1 protein-coding gene is annotated in these 269 nt (G+C 39.4%); it reads right to left on the bottom strand.

What is annotated here, in order from left to right:
- Positions 1–238 (bottom strand): hypothetical protein (locus RMT89_RS43275; protein WP_315889240.1); only part of this gene is annotated, 238 nt, incomplete at its 3' end.
- Positions 239–269: the final 31 nt, after the last annotated feature.

Here is a 269-nt window from a genome sequence, read left to right on the forward strand (position 1 = left end):
CGGCATTGTCGAGATGTTTTTCGTCTTGAATATATCCGAAAATATTATTGGCTCCGGCATATACATTAAATATATGGTTGAATGATTTCGATACACGTCCGTTAAACGTCATAAAAGGCGAGGTTTCTTTTATTTTTATGGGTTTTTCATCGTCTTTCATATAATCGATGTACATTTTTCCTTGATAGGCGCCGGTTAGCGTAAATGTCCATGCGGAGGGCGTATATTCAATCTTCAAGTTTCCGGTGGTGGCGGGAAAGCGTGAAATG

The organism is Streptomyces sp. P17 (genome assembly GCF_032436805.1).
Taxonomy (GTDB): Bacteria; Actinomycetota; Actinomycetes; order Streptomycetales; family Streptomycetaceae; genus Streptomyces.